Source organism: Acinetobacter sp. YH12063 (genome assembly GCF_013419715.1).
Taxonomy (GTDB): Bacteria; Pseudomonadota; Gammaproteobacteria; order Pseudomonadales; family Moraxellaceae; genus Acinetobacter; species Acinetobacter amyesii.
In genome coordinates this window covers 21,374-40,077 of sequence record NZ_VOZO01000002.1, presented here as the reverse complement: position 1 = coordinate 40,077, position 18,704 = coordinate 21,374, and the positions used below count along the sequence as shown (strand labels likewise).

Here is an 18,704-nt window from a genome sequence, read left to right as displayed (position 1 = left end):
GTGACTTTATATGGGTGATCGCACCTTGCGCCGAATATTTATTCTTGCTGGGATAGCATTGATCATATGGGTTTTATACTTATTAAAGCCTGTAGTTGTTCCTTTTATCGGCGCATTTCTAATTGCATATTTATTTAGCCCTTTAGTCGATAAATTACATAATATTGGCTTGCCGCGCTGGTTATCTATCAGTTTGGTCTTTATTGGAATTGGTGTCGCTATATTCCTTTCAATGTGGTTCCTCGTACCACTGGTATGGGAACAGTTGATGTATGCGAAAAACAATATTCCAAGCAATATTCATTGGGTCAACTATACATTCCTGCCGTGGTTATCAGAGACATTTAATCTTGTGCCGATGGAAATTGATACAGAGCAAATGTCAGCAGCGATCATGGAGTATATTCAAACCAACTATAGTGCAGACAGTATCCAAGCCATGTTGTTAAAAGTGGCACAATCGGGTCTGAATTTCATACAGATTGGTGGCACGATTGTCTTAATTCCAATCATAGCTTTCTATTTCTTATTAGATTGGGAACGAATGTTAGAAAACATGCGTCGACTTATTCCACGTAAATATGAAAAAAGCACGCTCACAATCGTGGGCGAATGTCATGAAGTTTTAGGTGCATTTGTAAAAGGCCAATTCTTGGTAATGTTCTTATTGGGCGTTGTATATGCGGTTGGACTTCAATTGGTGGGTATTGAGGTCGGCATCATCATCGGGATGATTGCGGGTCTAGCCAGTATTATTCCGTATTTGGGTTTTGCGGTTGGTATTATTTCGGCAATTGTGGCTTGCCTGTTCCAATTCGGTTTGGATTGGGTGCATTTGGCCTTAGTACTGGTGGTATTCATGGTAGGGCAGGCAATAGAAGGTTATATTTTACAGCCTTTCTTATTAGGCGACAAAATTGGTTTGTCTCCTGTGGCAGTGGTATTTGCAGTCCTTGCAGGCGCGCAATTGGCAGGACTCCTCGGAATGCTCATTGCACTACCCGTTGCAGCGATTATTGTGGTCTTATTACGTCATGCACGCGAAAATTACGAGAAAAGTAATTTATACCGAAATGATGTACTTGTCGTAAATGATGCTGCAAGTGGCACTTTAAACGTAGAAACCAATCAAGTTGCTGTTGATATTGAGCTCAAAAATCAGTCTGCAAATTCGCTGCAAGATCCTGAAATTTCGAGTAACATTGAACGATCAGAACATAAAGATTGATAAGGCCAAAATATAGATATGCGTCAATTGCAGTTAGATATAGAACCTCAGCTCGATGCCCGAATTAGTGATTTTTCTGGGCCGAGTTGGGGACATGTAATCGATGGTGTACGTCAATTACATGCAGGATTAATGAATCGTTTCTATATCTATGGCGGAGCTGGCACAGGAAAAAGCCATTTACTGTCTGCAATATGTGATTCATATTTAGAAATTGGCAAATCAGCAATTCAAGTTTCATTGCTTGAACTGCTCGATGCGCCCACTGAAGCGATTACTTCACTAGATCGCTATGACTTGGTGGCTTTAGATGATATTGAAGCCATCAGTGGAGTTCCACATTGGCAAAAAGCCGTTTTTCACCTGATTAACTATAATAACGAAGAAGGTGGTCAATTGGTCTTTTCATCTCGACTGGCGCCAATTGAACTCAAACTTGAACTGCCAGACCTACAGTCTCGATTAACTCAGGCTGTTAGTGTGAAAGTGCCGAATGGTAGCTTATACGCAGACCGTCAAGCGCTCGTTAACTCTGTTTTAGCGCGACGTGGCATCCATATGGATCAACAAATTGTGGATTATTTGTTGGCACATGGGCCGCATCAGGCGTCTATTTTACTTCGCTCTTTAGAACAACTTATTCAGATGTTAAAAGGTGAAAAAGTCAAATTGAGTCATGCCAATTTAAGACAGATTTTTGCCCTAATTGATGAATATCGGTAAGCAATAAAAATTCTTGAGTAATTACTCAAGCTGTGACAAAGTACATAAAAATATTTTAATGTTGCAAGGATTGTGCAACTTAAGAATAAAAAGATAAAAAATATTTAAGGAGATGGATATGCTCAAACAGAGCATAGGCATTGGCATGCTTCTCATGGCAGGTCATGCATTTAGCGCAGAAATTATCGTTACAACCACTGAAGATGTTGTAAAGGATGACAAGGAATGTTCACTTCGTGAAGCCATAGAATATATCAATAATGGTATGCCAGAAGCCGGATATAATGGTTGCGGGGGTAAAGACGCCTATGCCTCAATTTCTCTGAAAAAAAATGAAGTTTATAAACTCACTAAAAAAATTGATATTAAAGCAGAACTGAATCTGAAAACGGCGTATGGCAGTAACGTCAATGAAGATGTCGTACTCGGTCTTAATAATGCCGTCATTGAAATGAAGGGTAAGGATCAAATTTTTAATATTAATGATGGCGAAAAAGAACTACTTGCGATCAATTTTAAAGAAATTTCATTTAAAGGATGTAAGCAAGATCAATGTGCTGATAAAGGCGGCATCATTTTTAATAATGAAAAACTTACACTTGAAAATGTAAAGTTTGAAGATGGCTATGCACGACTTGGTGGTGCAATCTACAATGTTGGATTTTCAGAAGATGGCGCAGCTGTAGCAAGCCGTCTATATATACGAACCACGATTTTTCAAAACAACAAAGCGGTAGATGGTGGTGCAATTTACTCAGAAGCACCGGCTTATGAAATCTATACATCTTTGTTCAAAAATAATGAAAGCACTTCTGGTCGAGCGATTGTTTACAATCAAAATGGGCTCGCAGACATCAGCAAGTTGGTGTTCAGTAACCCTCAAAATATCATTGCCAATAGTACTTTTTTCAAAAACAAAGGTTTTGCTGTCAACTTACGTGATGGTTTAGCACTCAATAATATTACAGTACTGAAGAACAGTGGTGGTATTGAACTAAATAGTACCTCTGAGCATGCTTATTTAGCCAATAGTGTGGTGATTGGTAATGCACTCAGCGGTACAGCTCAAGATTGTAAAGTCGTGAACTCAGGAACAGACCAATCTGTTTTTTATAACAACTTAGTGGCTGCGAGTTGTCCTGTTGGACCTGCTGCAAATTTAAATGATGTGTGGTCTGGGACAAGTTTAATCGCGGGTGAAGATGAAGGTAGCTGTAAAACCTTAACAGAAGATCGTAATGCACTTTTCTGTCCATTTACCAAAGCAAACAACGCATTTATTGGTTATTTACGTCCTCGTATTTTATTAGATTACGAAACGATTTTCTCAAGCCCGATATTAAATAAGGGGAAGACCACAGCAGATGGCAATGAGCATCATGTGTATTGTGAGTCTTCTGATCAGCGTGGAAAAAATCGTAATTTGGATGATGTTTGGTGTGATCGTGGGGCTATCGAAATTGTGGTTCCTGTGAGCATGCCTCGCTTAGGTAAAGACATACGTACAGGTGAAGTGGCGAAGTTTAATATCTTAGATGCTTTAGGTGACAGTGATTTAATTCCAAAAGAAGAATGTACAAAAGTGATGGGTATGGCAAATCCAACAGGTGAGCCATGGCAAGATGGTTGTCCAATAGTTGTACAAAGCACCGAATCAAAAGGTAAATTTACACTGAATTTGAATGGTGATTTTGAATACACGCCAAATGGAAATTGGCATGGCGCAGATATTTTTGAATTGCGTGTGGTGACGTCTTCAACCCGTTTTAATACTTCGGCAAAAAATTATTTAGCTGCAGAAGTGCGTATTTTCCAAGAACCAAACAATGAAATGGAAAGTAAAACCGTTAAAACTTCGGGTGGTGCTCTAGGCTGGGCGAGTATTTTTGCGCTGCTTGGCTTAGTTGGATTTCGTCGCTTTAAAAAATAGTCTGGATAGAATTAAGGACAGCACATGAAAAATTATAAAAAAGGATTGCTGGCAGTCATGGTCCTTGCGGCTATGTCATCTATGGCAGCGACAAGTAACATCATCAAAGTTACGACCTTTGAGGATGAAAATGGTGAAAATCTCAATCAATGTTCTTTACGTGAAGCGATTGAAACTGCACGTAAAAACAAATCTTTTGGTGGATGTAATGTCGGCAATCCAAATAATGGGCAGACCGATTATATTCAACTTGAAGCAGGTGAATATCTTCTGACCAAAGGTGAGTTAGTTCCGCTCAATCAGATCGTGATTGAGGGGAAAAGTCGCTTTAACTATGATTCAAAAAATTTACTGACGCAGAAATTTCCTGCCTATGAAGATATTAGAACGACGATTAATGCCCAAGGCAAATCGCGTATTTTTAATACTTCACGCTCAGAAGCCAACTTTATCGTCAATAATGTACGCCTTACTGGCGGGATGGCAGAAGACCGTGGTGGTGCCTTGTATTTAGGGGGAGCATTTACCTTAAATAATGGTGCAATAGAAAACTCTCAAGCCAAAGTTGCTGGCGGTGCAATCTACTCCGTTGCACATAATATGTCGAAAAAAACATTATTGGTGAGTAGTTTGGTTAAAGGCAACATCGCACCTAAAGGTAGTGTTGTCGCTATGGACTGTATCGGGAACTTGGGGGATACCCAGCCTGAAATTGTGTTACAGCAAAGTAGTATTATTCAAAATGGTTCATCGACGAGCAATAGTGTGATGGACTTCTGTGGAAATGCCAAGGTTGAACTGACAGCAAATACGATTGCAAAAAACCAAGCAAATCCAAGTACGGGTAGTATTATCCGTGCCATTTCTCAGGGAACGGATCGTTTAAGTGCTTTTTCTAGCTTCGTTTTAACCAGTAATACAATAGTCGAGAACAATGCGGCTAGTACCTATTATTATGATAACAATGGTACAAAGGCTTGGTATTTCAATGTATTGGCCTACAATACTGGTGGAAAATCTTGTCGTTATCTGAATAATGCAGTACCTGATAATGGTCAAAAATTTGTGGCAAGTAATAATGCATTTGAACTGGCAGCCGCACAGTGTGATTTACCAGAAAGTGTGCTGAATAGTACGGAAAGCTTTCTGCAAAACCATGATGTAAGTAGTTATGCTATGGGGACTTTATTAAGCGCCCTACAAACAAAATCTGCTTATAATTTGTATTTACCTTTGTATTACCCGAAAGCAATCGGCAGTGGTTTTGACTTGATCAATCTGGGCTTAGACGGCTGTAGTGATGCGGATCAACGGGGCATTTTGCGGATCACAGATGGTACTTTACAGTTATCACCTACGCAAAGAAACACATGTGATATTGGCTCGGTTGAGTTAATGAATTTAACCGCAGCAGATATGGCAGATATTACCAATGAGTCTTTAACAGCTCTGCAAGATAAGTATCAAAATACAATTGATGCTTTGAAAAAGGATATCGACGATCCAGATTATGCAGAATACAAAGTTGCCAATCAGGATGATTTAACAAAATACGAAGCGGTATTAAGTGCATTAAAAAATAACCTCAAATATCGTGCAGTTTATTTTGATCCATTCCCAGCATCATTACCTCAAGAAGAGTCTGTGAACGGAAGTGCTGAAACACGACAAATTGCCTTAAATGCTGACAACTATACCGTGACGACTTCACCAATCGGCATTGGTAGTGAAATTACGGTGTCTAGTACAGGCGAAGCAAGTATTGTGGGTAATCCACCACATGACCTGCACTGTGATTGGGATGCTGGAATAAAACAAATCGTTATATATCGCACCAGTGGGGCAACAACAGCGCCTACCGAATACGGTTTTTGTAAATATACGCTAAAACAAAAGACAGGGAGTCAGGCGGAATCCTCTGGTGTGGTCCGTGTGGCATTTAAAAATATGACCCCAGTGGCCAAAGCTGCTCAATATACAATTAGTCCGTCAAATAATTTGTCTGTTACCGTCAATAATTTATTAGAAAATGCTAATGATGATGGTGATGGTCCAGTTACATCTATGCCAGCGGGCAAATCGGTATGGCATAAAAATGAAGAAGGTCAAATTATCCCAATTCGTTTTACGAAAATCCCAGCAGGTTTAAACTTTGAAGCTGAGTATAGTGGCAGTTGCCCAGCAAGTTATTTAAAGGAAACTTGCTACGGTGGCAAGATTACCTTCTCTGTAAAAAATGGCTTTAGTCAGTTTGACTATCCTGTTGAATATAGCGTTGTCGATAGTGATGGCATTGCATCAAGCAATGCAATTCTGACTCTTAAGAATACCGCGAAAAACACCAACTCTTCTTCTAGCGGCGGTGGTTCGATGGGATTATTTGGGCTGTTGACACTGATTGGTTTAGGTATGTATCGTCAACGTCGGTTGAGCAAGTAATACAATAAAAAAGCCTCGATAAGAGGCTTTTCATGGCTTAACTAATTTAATTGATTTGATTTTCGCAACATGCTGCTGTTTTAGATTAGTGAGCGACAGCGATAGGCTGTAAATATTTGTTGATATACTCATCGCGAATAGCAGGTCGTTCATCAGGACTAGCTTTTTGCATACGTGTCGCGAGTTCTTTACGTTCTAAAGTACTCATTTTTTGCCAAGTTTCGCGCATACGTTGCTTTTCACTATCTGGAAGTTGAGTGAACCAATCCATGCGCTGTTGCAAGCTGACACGTTGATCTGCAGGAATCTCTTTGAGTGCCTGATACTTTTTAATTAAAGCCTGTTGTTCTGCTTCAGATAGCGAATCCCAAGTTTCATTGACTTGAGTATCTGCATCTTTTGAAAATATCCAAAAGCGATCAAAGCCAGCAAAACTGGTTTGCAAAAAACTAAAAGCACAGAATGCAATTGCTAATTTTTTAGCTGCCATGTGGAACTTTGTCCTCACCCAGAACCATCAACATTTCAAGATCTTCTACCATTTGAGGGGAGAGCTTAGGGGTTGAAATCACCTGATTTTGTGGTTTGTCATCCAGTACAGTCGCATTCGGTAAAATGACAAAACCTGCAATTGCTGCTGCAAGTGCAAAGCCAGACATTTTCCAGAAACCATAACGTGAAGTTTCGCGCTGATGAATATCTTCAAGCACGTTATTCATGACAGTTGCTTTGTCTTTATGGTGCTGTGCGAGTCCATCAAGTTTGGAAGTTACTTGCTTTAAGAAATCATCTTGTTTCATTCGGATGATCCTCCCATATGTGGATTCAAATGTGCCAAAGCGGTACGTAAACCTTGAATGGCACGGTGGTAATGTGTTTTCACACTGCCTTCGGAACAATTCATAATTTCTGCAGTTGTATGCGTATCAAAGCCTTCCCAAGCTCGCAACATAAATGCTTGTTGCTGGCGGACTGGAAGTTCTGCGATAGCATCTTGTATTTCCTCTGCAGTGACAGCCTGATCCAGAAAGTCGAAAGGGTTTGGTGTAGATTCATCTACAACATCCTGTATTTCGACATCGTCGTCATCTAGGCTGACTTTTCTAAATAGGGAAAACGGCTGCGAACGACGTGCTTCCTTTCGACGCCAATCTTGCAGCTTATTATTTAAAATGGTGTAAAACAGGGGATACCATTCCTCTGTGGACTTTTCAGCATAAGCTTTATGTAAGGAAATAAAGGCTTCTTGCACCAAGTCCATGGCAATGCCATGTTGACCGTGCGTTGCACTTTCCATCATTACTAAAGCACGCCCCGTCACTTCATTCATGAAGTTTTTCAGGCGAGACTCAGCCGTGCTTTTTAAAACACTGCTGTCTTGCGTCTCGGACTTTTTGGGTGCTAAATCCATAGAGATGGAAAATCCTGTCATCGGATACCCACCATTATTTCCATATTCATATACAAATAACGATGGAAATAACGGTTAGGTTGACAAAAAGAATTATTATTTTTTCTAGTGTAGTCTATTTTTTTCAGGCTTAAGCGCTAAATACAATAAAATAACGATTTTACTGACGCTGACGTACCATTTCAAAAAAACAGATCGAGCCAGCAATGGCTACGTTTAGTGATTCTTGACCACCCGGTTGAGGAATCGCTACGGCTTCTGCATGTTGTAATGCATACTCAGAAACACCTTGACCTTCATTGCCTAAAATCCACACACATTGTTTGCGCAAATTTTTGCTATATAGGTTTTCAGACTGATGTGAGCTTGTTGCATACACTGGAATTTTGAATTTCGTCAAAATATCTTCAAGGGCAATATTTTCAAAGGTATTTAATGAAAAATGTGCGCCCATACCTGCGCGTAATACACGCGGTGACCAGAGTGATGCAGAGCCTTTGGTACAAACGACTTGCTCAATACCCGCTGCGGCAGCAGAACGGAGTAGGGTACCTACATTACCAGGGTCTTGAATGTTGTCTAAAATTAAGGTGTCTTCACTGAAGTTAAGCGCTTCACTTGAACTTGGTAAATCCACAATCGCTAAGCAAGCAATAGATGTTCCAAGTGTACTGATATCTTTGTATAAAGATTCACTTAGAATGAACACCGCACCTTGATATTGTTCCGCAATGCGATCGAAATCAGCATGGTTAATTGCTTGTTCAGTGGTGAAAATCGATTTGATTGGACGTTTTGAGTCTAACCATGACAACACCAAGTGTGTGCCTTCCAAAACAGTTTGACCTTGTTTTTTACGGTAGGCATTTTGTTCGATTAAGCCACGGAGGTGCTTAATTTTCGGGTTGTCTTTTGATTCGAGATAAATCAGAGCCATGAGGGAGATATCCACGAAAGTCAGCAAAAATTCTGACTTTCGTTATAAGAAATTAATTATGGTATGACGTAACTAGGTCAACTTCGTTTTTAGAACCAATAATCACAGGTACACGTTGATGAAGTTCTGTTGGTTGGATGTCTAGAATGCGGACACGGCCTGTTGTAGAAGCACCGCCAGCTTGTTCCATCAACATACTCATTGGGTTTGCTTCGTACATTAAACGTAGACGGCCTGCTTTTTTCGGATCTTTGAAGTCGTATGGATACATGAAGATACCGCTACGGCAAAGAATACGATGAATATCACCCACCATACATGCGACCCAACGCATATTGAAGTCTTTTTCACGCGGGCCAGTTTTACCTGCAAGAAGTTCGTCGATATAACGTTTTACAGGTTCTTCCCAGTGACGTTGGTTTGATGCATTAATTGCATATTCTTTAGTGTCTGCTGCAACCGCAATCGCATCTTTAGTTAATAAGAATTCTTTGCTTTCTGGATCAAAAGTAAAGAAGACTACGCCAGCGCCGACAGTTAGAGCCATCATTGTTGATGGGCCATACAGTACATAACCTGCAGCCGCTTGGTTAACACCCGCTTGCATGAAATCTTCAGCTTGCGTTACCGCATTTTTTGCAGGAAGAATTGAGAAAATTGTGCCGACACACATGTTGATATCGATGTTGCTTGAACCATCTAATGGGTCGAACAAGACAAGATAATCGCCATTTTCTTGAGCTGGTGTGAATTCATCTAATTCTTCAGATGCCAAACCGCCGACATGTGGATGAACTTTTAATGCATCGATGAGGTAATCATTTGAAATGACATCAAGTTTCTTTTGTTCTTCACCTTGAACGTTTTCGTGTTGCGCGCTACCCAATACACCAGCCAAAGCACCTTTTTGTAAAAGAAGGTCGATGTCTTTGCATGTATTACCAATTGTTTCAATAACTTGTGCTAATGCAGGAGTAAGATTACCACTTTGTTGTTGTAGAAATTGGGAAAGGGTGAGATTTGACATAACCGGAAAACTCCAAATATTAATTTATCAAAAATGATAAAAATGTGATTGTGCAACATTTTAGATGAGAACGAAGGAAAAGAAAAATTAAACTAGACTATTTGTCGTGATTTTACCCTTGCAAGTCCTGAATAACATGCTATGTTGAATCTAATGTATAAATCGAAAGACAGGGAGCACAACAATGACCACACAAAAATTTGATGCGACTCCGACTGCAACTGAGGGATTGAATTTAGACGATATTTCTGCGAATACCGTAAAAGCTGCATGGAGCAGTTACGAAGCTAAAGCAGAGTATAAAAAGTTCAATAAACATGATCTCATTGAGTCGATGCAAACAGAAAAAGAAAATGCTGAACATCCAGAAGCAGAAGCGTAATGATTTGGATTGTTAAGCTAATTTTCTAGTTGGTAAAGCTAAGGATCTCGTTTTGAAAGTCGTTCATTTGCATTTTTAATTGGATATTTTCTTAAAGTTCTAAAGCAACTAACTGAATTTATCCTGAGTTAAAGGGCTAAAATGAGTTAAAGCACAGAACGCTGTAAATGAAACGATATTAAAAAATGATACGGGTTAAATCAAAAAAGCACTCATCAATGAGTGCTTTTTTTAGCTCAGACTTTTTCAAGTCTTATTTAAGTAGCGGAGGAACCGCTTCGTAGTTAATTTCTACGCGGCGGTTTTCTTTCCATGCATTTTCATCATGACCCGCATTGATTGGCATTTCTTTACCATAGCTGACTGCTTCAAGCTGGTTAGGGCTTACACCTGTTGTAATCAGGAAGCTTTCAACAGCTTTGGCACGACGTTCACCAAGTGCCATGTTGTATTCACGAGTACCACGTTCATCGGTATGACCTGTTAATGCCACGCGTGAGTTTGCATTAGCAACAAGGAACTGAGCGTGAGCTTGAAGGGTTTGTAAATCTTCATTGCTAAGCTCGGTACTGTCGTAGTCAAAGTGTACTACGCGCTTCGCTAAAAATGCTTTATTCGCTTCAGTTACACCTTTCGATGATGCACCCGCAAGGTTTTGTGCATTGAGTGCTGCATCTTCACTTAAACCTGAAGTGTTTACAGTGGTTGAGCCATTTGGGTTTTGTCCTGCTTGTACGTCTGCTGCAGGTTTACGGCTGGCACAACCAGTCATTACTAATGCTGTAGCTAAAACAGGTAGTGCAATCAGTTTCATTGCTTTCATATTGATCTCCATGACGGTTATTTATGATGTTTCATTAAAAAGTTATTGTTGAATAAATCATGCAGTGTTTATTTCGGTGCCCAAGCTGGCTCACGAACTTCACCTTGTTCACTTGGTAAGTTCATGCGGAAACGGCCATCTAAAGACATGATCGAGAGCAAACCACGGTTTGCTTCACGGGTTGCATACACCACCATTTGACCATTTGGTGAGAAGCTTGGGGATTCATCTAAACTTGTTGGTGTTAAAATATTGGTTACACCAGAACCAATGTCTTGAACCGCAACTTTATAGTTACTACCGCTAGGACGATGTACCAAAGCTAATTTTTTACCGTCCGCACTTAACGTACCACGTGCATTGAAAGCGCCACGGAAAGTCAAGCGTTTGACACTTTCAGCACTTAAGTTGTAGGTGTAAATTTGTGGAGAGCCACCACGGTCAGAGGTAAAAATAAATGATTTACCGTCAGGTGCATAACGTGCTTCTGTATCAATCGCTGTGTCATTGGTCATGCGTTTTAATTGGCGAGTCTGTAAATCCATTTGATAGATTTCAGGATTGCCATGCATCGATGCGGTAAATAACATTGATTTACCATCAGGTGAGAAGCTTGGTGCACCATTCAGGCCACGGAAACTTGCTACTTTTTCACGGTTACCACTTGCTAAATCTTGGATGTAAATCGCAGGGCGTTTGGTTTCAAATGAAACATAGGCTAGCTTTTTCGCATCAGGCGTCCATGCAGGGGACAAGATTGGATCACGTGAAGTCAAAATGGTACGGGGTTGTTCACCATCCGTATCTGCAATTTGTAGGGTATAGCGCTGATCTGGTGTTGCTGCATTACGCAATACATAGGCAATACGGCCGCTGAAGTCACCTGGAATGCCAGTTAAAGCTTGATAGATTGCATCACTGATCATATGCGCTGCTTGACGATAACGTGAAGCAGGTACAGTGAGTAGTTCATTTAACAGGTATTGTTTTTTTTCAACATCATACAGTTGGTAGTGAATTTCATAAGAGCCATCAGCCGTTGTTTTTGATGTGCCTGTCACGACATAGGGTACGCCCGCAGCTTTCCATGCTTCTGCATTAGGTGAATTTATTGTTGCAGTTGCAGGCAAGTTTTTAGAGGCACTGGTAAATTTACCTGAGCGGTTCAAGTCATTTTCAACCACTGGATAAATATTTGAGTCATTACTAAAAGGCACGATCGCAATTTTAGGTGCTTCTTCAGGAGCTTTAGTGATTTCGAGGTGAAGCTGCGCATGCGTTTGAGTCACTAAAACTGGGCTCAAAGCAGTGAATACGGCTAAGCAAAGAAGATGTTTACGCGTCATTTCCATCATTCGCTAATTACTCTAAAAATGTGAGTTATTGTCTGTATTTGGTTGTGTCACATAATGGCATGATTTTGGGATATTGAAAGCACAACATTATGATTAATCTGTTATTCGTCTGTGAATTCGTGTCTAAACAATCACATTTTATGATGACACTCATTTAAATCTAATGCTTTGATTCGCTAATATTCTTATTTGGATAGAAAAGAAATGGAAATGAACTGAGATTCACGGCGAGCATCTGGATTTTCTGGTAATTCAAAAGGTGCAGAACGGCGTATGGATTTTTCAATACTTTTTTTAAAAGCTGAATTTGGTACATCATTAATGACAATAGATTGAATTGAGCCTGATGGTGTTAGCGTAATTCTCGCGTGGGCTTTTTGCCCAGTTGATTCTGCTGGCGCTTGCCAGTTGCTAAGGATAGTTTGCTGTATTGTTTTCTTTGTATTAGATGCAATTTTTTTTGCTTCAGCTTTTTTAGCCGCATCTGCTTCAGCTTGCCGTTTCGCTTCAGCAATTTTATGTTCTAGTTGAAGCTTATCTTGTTCAGAATATGACTTCGTCTTAGCCGCTGTTGCGTTCGAGGAACGCTCTGCTATTTTCTCAGGTTGAATCTTGTCAGCCGTTTGAATGCTGGTAGGGGTTGCAAAGGTTAATGATGAGCCTGCGATTACAGAAAATAGAAACGAAAATTTAAAGAAATGCATCATTTTAGCTTAATCCAATTGGAAGATTAGAGATTTTGATCAATAGAAAAATCCCCGCAATCAATGCAAGGATTTATCAAACTTAATTTGAAGATCTAAATGTAGAGGTAAAACTTTGTGCTTCACGTCTAGCATCTGGGTCGCTAGGCATCGGATATGGTGCAGCAGCACAAACTGCAGCCTCAATACTGGCTTTCATATCAGGATCACTGGAGTTTACGATGACTGCTTGGACAGCACCTGTTTCAGATAAAATCACGCGAGCAATGGCCGTTTTACCGCTAGAGCCAGGTGGTGTATCCCAAGCACGTTTGATTTTATGTTCAAAATCACGTTTAGCGGTTGAAGCGATTTTCTTGGCTTCCGCTTTTTTCTTTGCATCTTCTTCATTTAGAGCATGTGAAATGGTTTTAAGAGGCGTTTTTACGTCCTGTACTGATTTCTCAGGTTGAGTTGTTTTAGCATGATCCATCAGCAAAGCATTAAATTGTTCAGGTGGAATATGGTCAGGCATGGTCGAAGAATGGATGTAAATTGATCGATTTTCGGCAAATGTCTGGGTGCTTATAAATAAGAGTGTCGAAAATAAAAATAATGTTTTCATGTTATATAATTCAGTAAATAAAAAATCCCCACAATGTATGCAGGGATTTAAAAATTAACGTGATGACTTGAAGGTGGACGTAAAACTTTGAGCTTCACGTTTTGCATCTGGGTCACTCGGCATTGGGTATGGTGCAGCAGCTCGAACAGCAGCCTCAATACTGGCTTTCATATCAGGATCACTAGAGTTCACAATCACTGACCGAACTGAACCACTTTCCGTAAGGGTAACGCGAGCAGTTGCCGATTTACCCGCAGAGTCAGAAGGTGTGTCCCATGCACGACGAATTTTATTTTCAAAATCACGTTTAGCAGTTGAGGCAATTTTCTTCGCTTCAGCCTTTTTCTGCGCAGCTTCTTCAGCGGCTTTGCGCGCAGATGATGCTTTGGCTTCCTCAGCTGCACGTTCACGCGCTTCGGCATCGGCTTTAGCCTTTGCATCTGCCTTGGCTTTTGCATCGGCATCTGCTTTACGTTTTGCAGCTTCTGCATTGGCCTTGGCTTTCGCATCAGCATCTGCTTTACGTTTTGCAGCTTCCGCATTGGCCTTAGCTTTGGCATCAGCATCTGCTTTACGTTTTGCAGCTTCCGCATTGGCTTTAGCTTTTGCATCGGCGTCTGCTTTACGTTTTGCAGCTTCTGCATTGGCCTTAGCTTTTGCATCAGCATCTGCTTTACGTTTTGCAGCTTCCGCATTGGCTTTAGCTTTCGCGTCTGCATCTGCTTTACGTTTTGCAGCATCCGCATTGGCCTTGGCTTTTGCATCTGCATTGGCTTTTGCCGTTGCTGCAGCTTTGGCTTTGTCAGCTTCTGCTTTTCTTAAAGCATCGGCACGGATTTTTTCAGCCTTGGCTTTGGCATCAGCATCGGCTTTACGTTTAGCGGCTTCAGCATTGGCTTTGGCTATCGCATCGGATTTGGCTTTAGCTGCATCCGCTTTGGCTTCTTGTTGTGCTTTTAGTTTTGCAGCTTCAGCAGCTTTAGCTTGTTCTTGAGCACGTTTTGCATTGTCCGCAGCTTTTTGTTCAGCAAGCTGCTGTGCTTTTGCCGCAGCGAGTGCCTGTTGAGCAGCAACCTGTGGATCTGCCTTAGGTGGTTCTGCTGGCTTAGGTGGTGCAGCCGTTGGAATCTCGGGTGCCGGTTCAACGCTAGGTTCTGCTGTTTGCGTGATTTGTTCAGCTACATTTTCATGCGCGGTTTCATCAAACTCAGTGACTTCACGTGTTACAGGTTTTAAATCTTCCGGTTTTACCAAAACAGTGGTTATTTTTTTAGGGGGCTCAGGTGGTTTACTCATGCCAAGATAAAGTAAGCCAACCACAGCGACGATATGCACACCTAGTGTGAAACCAATCGCAACGGCTTTTTGTTTAAAAGGCGGCTTGTTGAAATCTTTCATAAATTATTTTAATGGCTCAGTCAGTAAACCTACTTGTGTTAAACCTGCATCTTGAAGGGCAGACATGAGTTTCATGACTTCACCATAAGGACGAGATTCACTGCCGTTAATCAGGACACTCATTTGCTTTTTCTGTTCGCTCGCTTCATTTTGCGAGGCCGTTAAAACAGATTTAAGTTCATCGAGTGTGAGTACATCATCTTGATGATTTTTATCTTCGAGAGTGATCGTGCCATCTGCTTTCAGTGTAACAATCGCTCTACTATCTTCCGCTTGCATAGGCGTGCCATTTGCCTGTGGTAAATCGACTTTGACACCTGTGGTGATCATAGGTGCCGTGACCATGAAAATCACCAAAAGAACTAACATGACATCAATATAAGGTACGACGTTCATGTCACTTTTTAATGGTTTTTTGATGCGCTCAAAGCGTCCAGAACGTTGAATAGCCATTAGTCATTGTCCTGAGTTGAACCTACAGACTGGCGTTGTAATAACGCAACCATTTCTTCGGCAAAAAGCGCACGATCGTTATAAACTGCTTCACCTTTGGCTGTGAAATGGTTAAATGCAAGTACAGCAGGAATTGCCGCAAAAAGACCAATGGCCGTTGCAATCAATGCTTCTGCAATACCCGGAGCAACCGTAGCAAGGGTGACTTGGTCAACATCTGCCAAACCAATAAAAGCGTTCATAATGCCCCAAACGGTACCGAATAAACCAACATAGGGTGCAACCGATCCAATACTCGCAAGCGCGCCTAAACCATTTTCTAAATGTCCTTGGTCACGGCTTAAACCTACGCGAAGAATACGTTCTGTACCTTCAATGGATTGTTCTGCGCTGGCATTACGCTTTTTAAGTTTGAAAAACTCGCCTAAACCTTGATAGAAGACATCTTCAAGGCCAACACGTTTCGAGTTGAGCTGAGCATTGTTGTATAAAGTGTTGAGTTCGGCGCCAGACCAAAAGATTTTTTGGAAATGTTCATCATCGGCCTGCGCTTTTTTATAACTCATGTGTAACTTGGCAATCAGATACCAACTGAATAACGAAGCTAAGAGCAGCAGGAGCATTACCAGTTGTACGACAGGACTTGCTTGTAAGATTAGGTCTGAAACTTTGAGTGTTGATTCTAGTTGAGTTGCCATAGTTACTACATGTGCCAAATAATTTTTTTAATCTTGTTCCAATTCTTTCAGAATCAGTTCACGTATTTCATCAGGAAGGCGACGGGGTTTCATCTCTGCACTGATACATGCCAATTCTACCTCACCTGATGCCAGCATAATATCACCACGATAAATATTTTGTTGCAACACAAATGACGTAGCCTTACACGAAACTACACTTGCTGTAACAGTAATCAGGTCATCCATTAATATAGGACGTGAATATTTCACATTAATTTTATGAACGACAAAGTTGTAATCTTTTTGATGCCAATAATGGTCTACACCTGAAGCGCGTAGCCATTCTGTGCGGGTACGTTCCATAAAGCGAATATGATTTGCGTGGTAAACAATGCCACCTGCATCTGTATCTTCAATATATACACGAATGTTGAATTCGAATTTATTCGCCATGAGAGTGTTCCGTCTTTATAAAATCTGAAAAATATTGGTCTGCACTTCAGCAAAGAATTAGAGCATTTAAAAATGGCGATAATTCAATGATTCGTCAAGTGCTTCAATGACGGGCAGTTTAGCACCGTGAGTCATCAGTCCAATGGCACAAGGTTTCAACTCACGTAAATCTTTAACTTTCGTAGTTGTAATTATTGGTTAAAAAGTGGCTGCTTTTAATTTGTTTGTTCATCTAATTTAAATTTTGCATCGACAAAATCCTGTAGATGAGCTGCTAAATATCCCGCAATATGAAAGTGAGTTTCTTCCATTTTCTTTTTCTGTTGCTTTGGAAGTAATGCTTTTAAAGATTCATACATATACGTTAAGCAGCAAAAGCCAAGGCCAATAACTAACATAAGTAAAAGTTTATTAGGTAGATCTATCCAGAAAAACACATAAACGAGTATGGCTAAAGCAAAGAATGAGAAGCTGAAATACAACGTATTAATTTTTGCTGGCTTAAAGTTTTCCGTGACCAAAGCTTGTACGTCGTCGTGATAGTACGTCCCAATAAAAATGAGGGCAGAAGTATAGTTGAAGCTCAGGTTTTTTATACGATATGCAGAAGGCGATTGTTTAATAGTTAAGATATTATCTTCACTTACTTCTATGGTTTCTTTGCTAAGAATGTTTTCACATTCGACAGTGATAAAATAATTGTATTCGGTGTGGAATAAGCTTTCAAAATCACTCATTTGTTTTGGGCTAAATGAACTGATAGGTTGTTCTCTGGGAATGTGTTCAATGGCACTGTCTAATGGTAGGTTTTGAATGTAGTCGCTATTAATTTTGTTAATTATTCTATTCTCAAGATTTATCATTTTAGTCTATTGTTTGTAGTGGATTGAATTTATTTAAAAATTTAAATAAACATGCAGGGAGCATTTAACTCCCTGAAGTCGTTCAGTGAATGATCGTTTACTTATCTTTCGGCTCTGGTGGCGTCATCCCAAACTGTAAATACGCCATATTGGTGGCAATACGTCCACGTGCAGTACGCATGACATAGCCTTGCTGAATGAGGTAGGGCTCGATCACATCTTCAAGCGTCCCTGAGTCTTCTGCCATAGCAGCAGCTAGAGCTTCTACACCTGCAGGACCACCATCAAAACGCTCAAGCAGCATCGATAAATAACGGCGGTCTAGCGTGTCTAAACCATCTTTATCGACATTCAGCATGTCCAAAGCACGTTGAGCCATCTCTTGTGTCACTTCACCCGTGCCTTTGACTTGCGCATAATCACGGACTCGGCGTAATAAACGGTTTGCAATACGAGGTGTGCCACGAGCACGGCGTGCAACTTCTTGAGCACCTTCGGCAGTCATGGGTACATCCATCAAGTTTGCAGATCGAGTCACAATATGCGTTAAGTCTTTGACAGAATAAAACTCTAAACGTTGCACAATCCCGAAACGATCACGCAAAGGTGAGGTGAGTAGTCCCGCACGTGTGGTTGCTGCAACTAATGTAAATGCAGGTAAGTCGAGTTTGATAGAACGGGCAGCTGGTCCTTCACCAATCATGATATCCAACTGATAATCTTCCATGGCTGGATATAAAATTTCTTCAATCACCGGTGAAAGACGATGAATTTCGTCAATAAACAGTACGTCACCTTCTTCAAGGTTGGTCAGCATTGCAGCTAAGTCACCTGCACGTTCAAGAACAGGGCCAGAAGTGGATTTTAGGTTACCACCCATCTCACGGGCAATAATATTGGCCAGTGTGGTTTTACCTAAACCCGGTGGGCCAAAAATTAAGGTGTGATCGAGTGCTTCTTCACGGCCACGTGCAGCACCAATAAAGATTTCCATTTGTTCACGGACGACAGGCTGCCCGATGTAGTCATCGAGGGAAGTTGGGCGAATGGCGCGGTCGAAGTGGTCTTCGGGTTTTTCTGAACCACTGATAAGACGGTCTTGCATAATTATTTAACTAATCTCTATATCGTTGTGGAAGAATCACAGCCTCAAAAAGCGATTGAACTTTAAATGCCATTGTATAGGCGATTCTCACTTTTGACTGGGCAAAAGTGACAAAACCCATTTGTTAAACTGATGCTACGTCCTTGTAGCACAGTTTAACGGCGACATCCTTGTCGCCTGCGTGATTCA

General features: G+C 40.8%; 19 protein-coding genes and 1 pseudogene. 5 read left to right on the top strand and 15 right to left on the bottom strand.

What is annotated here, in order from left to right:
* The first annotated feature begins 10 nt into the window (after nucleotides 1–10).
* The 4 genes from cxpE (at nucleotide 11) to FTU12_RS03000 (ending at nucleotide 6,320) form a co-directional block, all read left to right on the top strand.
* The gene (gene cxpE / locus FTU12_RS03015) at nucleotides 11–1,228 is read left to right on the top strand and encodes a chloramphenicol efflux transporter CxpE (protein ID WP_180021921.1); all 1,218 of its coding nucleotides are present in this window, start codon (nucleotides 11–13) and stop codon (nucleotides 1,226–1,228) included.
* 18 nt (nucleotides 1,229–1,246) lie between these two features.
* Nucleotides 1,247–1,951 (top strand): DnaA regulatory inactivator Hda, encoded by a 705-nt coding sequence (gene hda / locus FTU12_RS03010; protein WP_078190380.1) that lies wholly within the window; start codon nucleotides 1,247–1,249, stop codon nucleotides 1,949–1,951.
* A 118-nt stretch (nucleotides 1,952–2,069) separates the two neighbouring features.
* Nucleotides 2,070–3,881: a rhombotarget A gene (gene rbtA, locus FTU12_RS03005; protein ID WP_180113728.1), complete on the top strand. Its 1,812-nt coding sequence runs from the start codon at nucleotides 2,070–2,072 to the stop codon at nucleotides 3,879–3,881.
* A 24-nt stretch (nucleotides 3,882–3,905) separates the two neighbouring features.
* Nucleotides 3,906–6,320 carry a CSLREA domain-containing protein gene (locus FTU12_RS03000; RefSeq protein ID WP_180113727.1) on the top strand — a complete coding sequence of 805 codons (2,415 nt, stop codon included), beginning with the start codon at nucleotides 3,906–3,908 and terminating at the stop codon, nucleotides 6,318–6,320.
* 85 nt (nucleotides 6,321–6,405) lie between these two features.
* Here the strand turns inward: FTU12_RS03000 and FTU12_RS02995 are convergent, their stop codons facing one another.
* The 5 genes from FTU12_RS02995 to FTU12_RS02975 form a co-directional block, all read right to left on the bottom strand.
* Entirely contained in the window at nucleotides 6,406–6,810 is a 405-nt protein-coding gene (locus FTU12_RS02995) for a DUF3106 domain-containing protein (RefSeq protein ID WP_078192044.1), read from the bottom strand.
* Entirely contained in the window at nucleotides 6,800–7,120 is a 321-nt protein-coding gene (locus FTU12_RS02990; protein ID WP_078190377.1) for a hypothetical protein, read from the bottom strand. The genes FTU12_RS02995 and FTU12_RS02990 overlap by 11 nt, the downstream gene beginning before the upstream one ends.
* Nucleotides 7,117–7,731, bottom strand: a complete 615-nt coding sequence (locus FTU12_RS02985) for an RNA polymerase sigma factor (protein ID WP_111883945.1) — start codon at nucleotides 7,729–7,731, stop codon at nucleotides 7,117–7,119. The genes FTU12_RS02990 and FTU12_RS02985 overlap by 4 nt, the downstream gene beginning before the upstream one ends.
* A gap of 160 nt (nucleotides 7,732–7,891) precedes the next feature.
* Nucleotides 7,892–8,668: an RNA methyltransferase gene (locus tag FTU12_RS02980; protein WP_078192042.1), complete on the bottom strand. Its 777-nt coding sequence runs from the start codon at nucleotides 8,666–8,668 to the stop codon at nucleotides 7,892–7,894.
* A gap of 52 nt (nucleotides 8,669–8,720) precedes the next feature.
* Nucleotides 8,721–9,695, bottom strand: coding sequence for a class 1 fructose-bisphosphatase (locus FTU12_RS02975; protein ID WP_078192041.1), 975 nt, complete (start codon nucleotides 9,693–9,695; stop codon nucleotides 8,721–8,723).
* A gap of 184 nt (nucleotides 9,696–9,879) precedes the next feature.
* Here FTU12_RS02975 and FTU12_RS02970 point away from each other — a divergent pair, with 184 nt between their 5' ends.
* Nucleotides 9,880–10,077 (top strand): NF038105 family protein, encoded by a 198-nt coding sequence (locus tag FTU12_RS02970; RefSeq protein ID WP_180113726.1) that lies wholly within the window; start codon nucleotides 9,880–9,882, stop codon nucleotides 10,075–10,077.
* 253 nt (nucleotides 10,078–10,330) lie between these two features.
* Here the strand turns inward: FTU12_RS02970 and pal are convergent, their stop codons facing one another.
* From pal to ruvB, 10 genes and pseudogenes are all read right to left on the bottom strand, one after another.
* Nucleotides 10,331–10,900 (bottom strand): peptidoglycan-associated lipoprotein Pal, encoded by a 570-nt coding sequence (gene pal, locus FTU12_RS02965; RefSeq protein ID WP_168378062.1) that lies wholly within the window; start codon nucleotides 10,898–10,900, stop codon nucleotides 10,331–10,333.
* 68 nt (nucleotides 10,901–10,968) lie between these two features.
* On the bottom strand, nucleotides 10,969–12,252 hold the full coding sequence (tolB, locus tag FTU12_RS02960; protein ID WP_171319182.1) for a Tol-Pal system beta propeller repeat protein TolB: 1,284 nt from the start codon (nucleotides 12,250–12,252) through the stop codon (nucleotides 10,969–10,971).
* 188 nt (nucleotides 12,253–12,440) lie between these two features.
* Nucleotides 12,441–12,962: a TonB C-terminal domain-containing protein gene (locus tag FTU12_RS02955; RefSeq protein WP_257227277.1), complete on the bottom strand. Its 522-nt coding sequence runs from the start codon at nucleotides 12,960–12,962 to the stop codon at nucleotides 12,441–12,443.
* Nucleotides 12,963–13,041: 79 nt separating this feature from the next.
* A pseudogene (locus tag FTU12_RS02950) lies at nucleotides 13,042–13,347 on the bottom strand (cell envelope integrity protein TolA); the annotation flags it as partial.
* A gap of 270 nt (nucleotides 13,348–13,617) precedes the next feature.
* Nucleotides 13,618–14,961: a cell envelope integrity protein TolA gene (gene tolA, locus FTU12_RS02945; protein WP_180113725.1), complete on the bottom strand. Its 1,344-nt coding sequence runs from the start codon at nucleotides 14,959–14,961 to the stop codon at nucleotides 13,618–13,620.
* 3 nt (nucleotides 14,962–14,964) lie between these two features.
* A complete protein-coding gene (gene tolR, locus FTU12_RS02940) occupies nucleotides 14,965–15,414 on the bottom strand; it encodes a protein TolR (protein ID WP_180021912.1) in 450 nt (149 codons plus the stop codon).
* Complete coding sequence (gene tolQ, locus FTU12_RS02935; protein ID WP_078192037.1) at nucleotides 15,414–16,112, bottom strand: protein TolQ; 699 nt, start codon at nucleotides 16,110–16,112, stop codon at nucleotides 15,414–15,416. The genes tolR and tolQ overlap by 1 nt, the downstream gene beginning before the upstream one ends.
* Nucleotides 16,113–16,139: 27 nt before the next feature.
* Nucleotides 16,140–16,547: a tol-pal system-associated acyl-CoA thioesterase gene (gene ybgC, locus FTU12_RS02930; protein WP_078190367.1), complete on the bottom strand. Its 408-nt coding sequence runs from the start codon at nucleotides 16,545–16,547 to the stop codon at nucleotides 16,140–16,142.
* 215 nt (nucleotides 16,548–16,762) lie between these two features.
* A complete protein-coding gene (locus FTU12_RS02925; protein WP_180113724.1) occupies nucleotides 16,763–17,410 on the bottom strand; it encodes a hypothetical protein in 648 nt (215 codons plus the stop codon).
* A gap of 97 nt (nucleotides 17,411–17,507) precedes the next feature.
* On the bottom strand, nucleotides 17,508–18,515 hold the full coding sequence (ruvB, locus tag FTU12_RS02920; RefSeq protein ID WP_180034375.1) for a Holliday junction branch migration DNA helicase RuvB: 1,008 nt from the start codon (nucleotides 18,513–18,515) through the stop codon (nucleotides 17,508–17,510).
* Between the last annotated feature and the right edge of the window lie 189 nt (nucleotides 18,516–18,704).

Coding starts and splice junctions, on each gene's coding strand:
- FTU12_RS03000 (WP_180113727.1), top strand. CDS start 3,906: ATGAAAAATTATAAAAAAGGATTGCTGGCAGTCATGGTCCTTGCGGCT.
- FTU12_RS02955 (WP_257227277.1), bottom strand. CDS start 12,962: ATGATGCATTTCTTTAAATTTTCGTTTCTATTTTCTGTAATCGCAGGC.
- ybgC (WP_078190367.1), bottom strand. CDS start 16,547: ATGGCGAATAAATTCGAATTCAACATTCGTGTATATATTGAAGATACA.
- FTU12_RS02985 (WP_111883945.1), bottom strand. CDS start 7,731: ATGGATTTAGCACCCAAAAAGTCCGAGACGCAAGACAGCAGTGTTTTA.
- tolA (WP_180113725.1), bottom strand. CDS start 14,961: ATGAAAGATTTCAACAAGCCGCCTTTTAAACAAAAAGCCGTTGCGATT.
- FTU12_RS02980 (WP_078192042.1), bottom strand. CDS start 8,668: ATGGCTCTGATTTATCTCGAATCAAAAGACAACCCGAAAATTAAGCAC.
- FTU12_RS02975 (WP_078192041.1), bottom strand. CDS start 9,695: ATGTCAAATCTCACCCTTTCCCAATTTCTACAACAACAAAGTGGTAAT.
- cxpE (WP_180021921.1), top strand. CDS start 11: ATGGGTGATCGCACCTTGCGCCGAATATTTATTCTTGCTGGGATAGCA.
- tolQ (WP_078192037.1), bottom strand. CDS start 16,112: ATGGCAACTCAACTAGAATCAACACTCAAAGTTTCAGACCTAATCTTA.
- tolR (WP_180021912.1), bottom strand. CDS start 15,414: ATGGCTATTCAACGTTCTGGACGCTTTGAGCGCATCAAAAAACCATTA.
- ruvB (WP_180034375.1), bottom strand. CDS start 18,515: ATGCAAGACCGTCTTATCAGTGGTTCAGAAAAACCCGAAGACCACTTC.
- hda (WP_078190380.1), top strand. CDS start 1,247: ATGCGTCAATTGCAGTTAGATATAGAACCTCAGCTCGATGCCCGAATT.
- tolB (WP_171319182.1), bottom strand. CDS start 12,252: ATGGAAATGACGCGTAAACATCTTCTTTGCTTAGCCGTATTCACTGCT.
- FTU12_RS02925 (WP_180113724.1), bottom strand. CDS start 17,410: ATGATAAATCTTGAGAATAGAATAATTAACAAAATTAATAGCGACTAC.
- pal (WP_168378062.1), bottom strand. CDS start 10,900: ATGAAAGCAATGAAACTGATTGCACTACCTGTTTTAGCTACAGCATTA.
- rbtA (WP_180113728.1), top strand. CDS start 2,070: ATGCTCAAACAGAGCATAGGCATTGGCATGCTTCTCATGGCAGGTCAT.
- FTU12_RS02970 (WP_180113726.1), top strand. CDS start 9,880: ATGACCACACAAAAATTTGATGCGACTCCGACTGCAACTGAGGGATTG.
- FTU12_RS02990 (WP_078190377.1), bottom strand. CDS start 7,120: ATGAAACAAGATGATTTCTTAAAGCAAGTAACTTCCAAACTTGATGGA.
- FTU12_RS02995 (WP_078192044.1), bottom strand. CDS start 6,810: ATGGCAGCTAAAAAATTAGCAATTGCATTCTGTGCTTTTAGTTTTTTG.